Origin of the sequence: Novosphingobium sp. (assembly GCF_040079535.1) — a bacterium.
GTDB lineage: Bacteria > Pseudomonadota > Alphaproteobacteria > Sphingomonadales > Sphingomonadaceae > Novosphingobium.
Map to the genome: position 1 here is coordinate 1 of NZ_JBEBKB010000071.1, position 4,856 is coordinate 4,856.

A 4,856-nucleotide genomic window follows, 5' to 3' on the forward strand; every position below is an offset into this window, starting at 1 on the left:
ACTTGATAAGGCAGCGGCCACGAATGAGCGCGTCTATGTGGTTCGAGCCTGCACACTGTTGATCAAGGCTGCAAACCTGAAGGAACTGGCGCGCAATGATGCCCCGTCCGAATATCTAAATGCAGTCAATACCGATCTGACCAACGCGCGAATTCTTACAAATGACATTTGCAAAATAGCCAATGGATCCACACCTTTTCCCAGAACCGACGCCCGGACCGATGCCGCGATCAATGCCCAGAAGCGCGATCTGCAGAAGGGAGTAACCTGGGCTTTGGGAATGTACCAGATGGCCACCAGCCAATGGGAAGAAGGCAACCAGGCCGCAGCTTGTTCAACTGTCGGTGCTGCTGCCGACGAACTGGCCCGGATCACCAGCGCGATGCGGGCCAATCCAGAGCTCGAAGGGGCCTTTGGCAATCCCGCGCAGATTTATCATAATGCCAAGATCGTTGTAGAAACCCGCGATGAAACTTTCTGCAACAAGGTCACAGGAGCGCAGCGAAATTCCCTGGAGCAGGATGCGTTGCAAGGCGAAACCAAAGGCAAGGAGGCGAAGCGCCTATACGAGGCCGGGGATTTTCCCGGCTCCTGCGCGGCTGCGCGCCTTGCGGTCGATGCGTATGCCCGGATGACCAGCGCCTTGCGATCCGACCCAACCTTAAGATCTGCCTTCAATGATCCTGACGCTGTCTTTGAAAATGCCAAAGTCATTGCTGATTACCGCGACCGATTTTATTGCGCCGAACCGGGTTGAAGGATCGATCCGCAAGGACAAGGCCACCAAGCTTGGCGGTATCACATTGTTTGGGAGAAATTCGAAGGAAGTCGCCGCCAAGATGGTGTGGCAAGATCCACGGCTATTTGGGGAACGGGGTCAAAGCCACACTCATTGAAACCCGCCCGATCACGCCACAGACGTCGCGAAGCAAACCGCCGCCCATTCCCCCACCCAGGTCAGGTTGCCAATGGGTCAGCGGTTCCACACCGATCCATTTGCCCTGTGGTTGCCTGACCAGATTTACCTGCAAGTTGGAATTGGGATCGGCCACCACGCCCGATACTGGGCGGGATATACCATGCGCCCAATCAGCCGGGCCGAGCACCTGGGCGAGCGGTCCGGCATCGGCGATAACTTCGTATTTCAGGCGAAACCAACTGATACCACTGGCAGTCCGCGCTTCCATCGCATCCATAAACCAGGGGCCGCCATGTGGTGCCGTTCGTTCCGAACTCGGGTAGATAAGTGGATCGACCAACTTCGGTTTGGGTGCTTGGTACCCGGCAATTTCGATTGGCCGTGGCTGGGCCAGCGTAACCCGCGCCAGCGCGCAGGGTTGATCATCCCCCACGCAGAACAGTGCGTTATCGACCAGACTGATCCGGCCACCCGCGCGGACAACAGAAATCTCGGTGCGGAGCGATGCCATCGGAACCGGGCGAAGAAACCAGATGCTGGCGCTGACCGCGAAACCCCAGCTCCGTTCTGATGCGAGCCGTTCGATCTCCCCAGAAAGCAACCCTGCAATCGCCCCGCCCTGAAGCCCGGAAAATGGCCCGCGCGCCAGCTCCGTGGGTTGCCAATTTGCGGGTTCTGCACCTTGTTCAAAAATCGCCATGTTCAATTCCCGGTTGCAAATGGTTCAGGAATGCCCAATAACCATCCAGTGGATGGATATTGAATTGCGATGATCAACCGATTGAGTCAAGCGCCGCGCGGAATGGTTGCAATTTGGGTTGCCGGATTGTTGGGTTTCCCGGTAAAGTCACTGATGGCGATGCCTGTGACACGCACGACTTATCGGCATGGAAACGTCCGCGTGGATGCCGTGAACGCTGCATCTGATGCGGTGTCGCTGCACGGCGCGGAGGCTCTAAGCCTTCGCCGCATTGCGGATTTGATCGGCGTGGCCCACCGCACTATCTATCACCACTTTGCTAATCGCGAGGCGTTGCTGGATGCAGTAGCAGAGCGCGGCTTTGAAAAGCTGGGGTTGGAGCTTGGAGCCGCCAGCAATGCCGCTGCGTTTATCGCCCAATATCTAACCTTTTCGCTTGGCGCTCCGCATCTTTACGCGCTGATGATGAGCCGCCCACATGCCACGATGAAATTCAAACCAGCACTTCAAGCCGCAGCGCACCTCAGCATTGCCGAGGCTATGCGGCACTTCACCAAACCCGACGACAGTCCGCAGGATCGGCGCCGGGCGGTGATGCGCGTGCTGGTGCTCCTGCACGGAAGTCTGTCGCTCTATGGGTCTGGTATCCTTGACCAGCCAAGCCAGGCGCATTTCATCGCTGAAACGCAGGCCATGCTTGGCACCGGAACCATGGAATCGCCCTGAAGGAGAATTGCAATGCTCGACATCCGTCCAAACTGCGAATGCTGTGATCTCGATCTGCCAAATGGAGACCCTCGTGCCCGGATCTGCACGTTCGAATGCACGTTCTGCGCGGACTGTGCCGAAACGAATTTCGCCGGGGCCTGCCCTAACTGCGGCGGCGATCTGGTCTTGCGGCCAACCCGGCCCGAAGCGTTGTTGGTAAAGGCTCCGCCATCAACCAAACGTGTGATCAAGCCGCACGTTGGATGTGTGCCCTTGGTTGATTGCCTGCAATAGCGCTGGACAGAAATAGGGGGGCGCCTGTTGAGCCGCGCCCCTCCAACCAGACTTGCCCCGAGCGGCAATGTTCGCCATATGTCCCAAATGGCCGAACTGATCATCCGCCGGGGCCTTGACGAGCCCGACACCACCGCCAGCTTTGTGCCGCACAAGCCGGCACGGCCGCAGAAGGCGGACGGGGGCAAGCCATTCCGGATCGTCTCCGAATATTCCCCGGCCGGCGATCAGCCCACCGCGATTGCAGAGCTGGTTGAGGGCGTGAACAATGGTGAGGCGACGCAGGTGCTGCTGGGCGTTACCGGCAGCGGCAAGACCTTTACCATGGCGCAAGTGATCGAGGCGACGCAGCGCCCGGCGCTGATCCTGGCCCCCAACAAGATCCTTGCCGCACAGCTTTATGGCGAGATGAAAAGCTTTTTCCCTGACAACGCGGTGGAATATTTTGTATCCTACTACGATTACTACCAGCCCGAAGCCTATGTCCCGCGCAGCGATACCTACATCGAGAAGGAAAGCTCGGTAAACGAGGCGATCGACCGGATGCGCCATGCCGCCACCCGCAGCCTGCTTGAACGCGATGACGTGATCATCGTGGCCTCTGTTTCGTGCATCTATGGGATCGGTTCGGTTGAGACCTATTCGGCGATGATCTTTGACCTCAAGAAAGGTGAAAGCGTCGATCAGCGCGAACTGATCCGCAAGCTGGTGGCGCAGCAATACAAGCGCAACGATGCCGCTTTTCAGCGCGGCAATTTTCGGGTGCGCGGCGATAGCCTTGAGATCTACCCATCGCACTATGAGGACATGGCATGGCGGATCAGCTTTTTCGGCGACGAGATCGAGGATATCTCTGAATTCGATCCGCTGACCGGCAAAAAAGGGGCGAGCCTCGACAAGGTGCGGATCTATGCCAATTCGCACTATGTGACGCCGGGACCGACGATGCAGCAGGCGGCTCAGGCGATCCGGTTCGAACTTACCGAGCGGCTGAAAGAGCTGGAGGCTGAGGGAAAGTTGCTTGAGCACCAGCGGCTGGAGCAGCGCACCAATTTTGATCTTGAGATGATCGCGGCAACCGGAAGCTGCGCCGGGATTGAGAACTATTCGCGCTTTCTGACCGGCCGCCTGCCGGGCGAACCGCCACCAACGCTGTTTGAATATCTGCCCGATAACGCGCTGTTGTTCGTCGATGAAAGCCACCAGACCGTGCCGCAGATCGGCGCGATGAGCAAAGGCGATCATCGCCGCAAGATCACGCTGGCCGAATTCGGATTTCGCCTGCCCAGCTGCATCGATAACCGCCCGCTGCGGTTTAACGAATGGGATATAATGCGGCCCCAAACGGTGGCCGTTTCAGCCACGCCGGGCAACTGGGAAATGGAACAATCGGGCGGGGCCTTTGCCGAACAGGTGATCCGGCCCACCGGCCTGATCGATCCGCCGGTGGAAATTCGCCCGGTTGAAGATCAGGTGCAGGATTGCATCGAACAGTGCCGCAAGGTTGCGCAGGCCGGATACCGAACGCTTGTCACCACGCTGACCAAGCGGATGGCCGAGGATCTGACCGAATTCATGCACGAAGCCGGTTTGCGGGTGCGCTATATGCATAGCGATGTGGAAACGCTTGAACGGATCGAGCTGATCCGCGATCTGCGGCTTGGGGTCTATGATGTCCTGGTGGGTATCAACCTGCTGCGCGAAGGCCTCGATATCCCCGAATGCGGGCTGGTGGCAATCCTGGATGCGGACAAGGAAGGCTTCCTGCGCAGCGAAACCAGCTTGATCCAGACCATCGGCCGCGCCGCGCGCAACATCGATGGCCGGGTAATCCTCTATGCCGACCGGATCACCGGATCGATGGAACGCGCGATGGCCGAAACCGACCGCCGCCGCGAAAAACAGCACGCCTACAACATCGAACACGGCATCACGCCCGAGAGCATCAAGCGCAACATCCACGATATCGTCGCCGATACGGCATCGCGCGATGGCGTGCTGGTCGAGATCGAGGACGATGCTCGCAACAATCTGGTGGGCCACAACCTGCGCAGCTACATCGAAGAGCTTGAAGGGAGGATGCGGGGCGCCGCAGCTGACCTTGAGTTTGAGGAAGCTGGACGGTTGAGGGACGAAATCCGCAGGCTTGAGGCCGATGAACTTGGCCTGCCCGGTGAAAGCTACGCGCCGGTTGTGGGTCGAAGCAATGAGGGCAAGCCGGGGACCAGGAAGGGC

At 58.7% G+C, this 4,856-nt stretch carries 5 protein-coding genes; 4 read left to right on the top strand and 1 reads right to left on the bottom strand.

The genetic code is table 11. The features are described from left to right. Positions 1-757: hypothetical protein (locus tag ABL914_RS13595; protein WP_391563728.1), on the top strand; the 757-nt coding region annotated here is incomplete at its 5' end. Positions 758-860: 103 nt separating this feature from the next. Here ABL914_RS13595 and ABL914_RS13600 read toward each other — a convergent pair. Beyond that, complete coding sequence (locus tag ABL914_RS13600) at positions 861-1,619, bottom strand: acyl-CoA thioesterase domain-containing protein (protein ID WP_391563729.1); 759 nt, start codon at positions 1,617-1,619, stop codon at positions 861-863. Positions 1,620-1,772: 153 nt separating this feature from the next. Here ABL914_RS13600 and ABL914_RS13605 point away from each other — a divergent pair, with 153 nt between their 5' ends. The 3 genes from ABL914_RS13605 to uvrB form a co-directional block, all read left to right on the top strand. Continuing rightward, the gene (locus ABL914_RS13605; protein ID WP_391563730.1) at positions 1,773-2,345 is read left to right on the top strand and encodes a TetR/AcrR family transcriptional regulator; all 573 of its coding nucleotides are present in this window, start codon (positions 1,773-1,775) and stop codon (positions 2,343-2,345) included. Positions 2,346-2,357: 12 nt separating this feature from the next. Next, the gene (locus ABL914_RS13610; protein ID WP_391563731.1) at positions 2,358-2,621 is read left to right on the top strand and encodes a DUF1272 domain-containing protein; all 264 of its coding nucleotides are present in this window, start codon (positions 2,358-2,360) and stop codon (positions 2,619-2,621) included. A gap of 87 nt (positions 2,622-2,708) precedes the next feature. Continuing rightward, positions 2,709-4,856 (top strand): excinuclease ABC subunit UvrB (gene uvrB, locus ABL914_RS13615; RefSeq protein ID WP_391563732.1); only part of this gene is annotated, 2,148 nt, incomplete at its 3' end.

Bases quoted from the DNA above. Each gene is read 5' to 3' on its own strand.
- ABL914_RS13600 (WP_391563729.1), bottom strand. From the start codon at position 1,619: ATGGCGATTTTTGAACAAGGTGCAGAACCCGCAAATTGGCAACCCACG.
- ABL914_RS13605 (WP_391563730.1), top strand. From the start codon at position 1,773: ATGGCGATGCCTGTGACACGCACGACTTATCGGCATGGAAACGTCCGC.
- ABL914_RS13610 (WP_391563731.1), top strand. From the start codon at position 2,358: ATGCTCGACATCCGTCCAAACTGCGAATGCTGTGATCTCGATCTGCCA.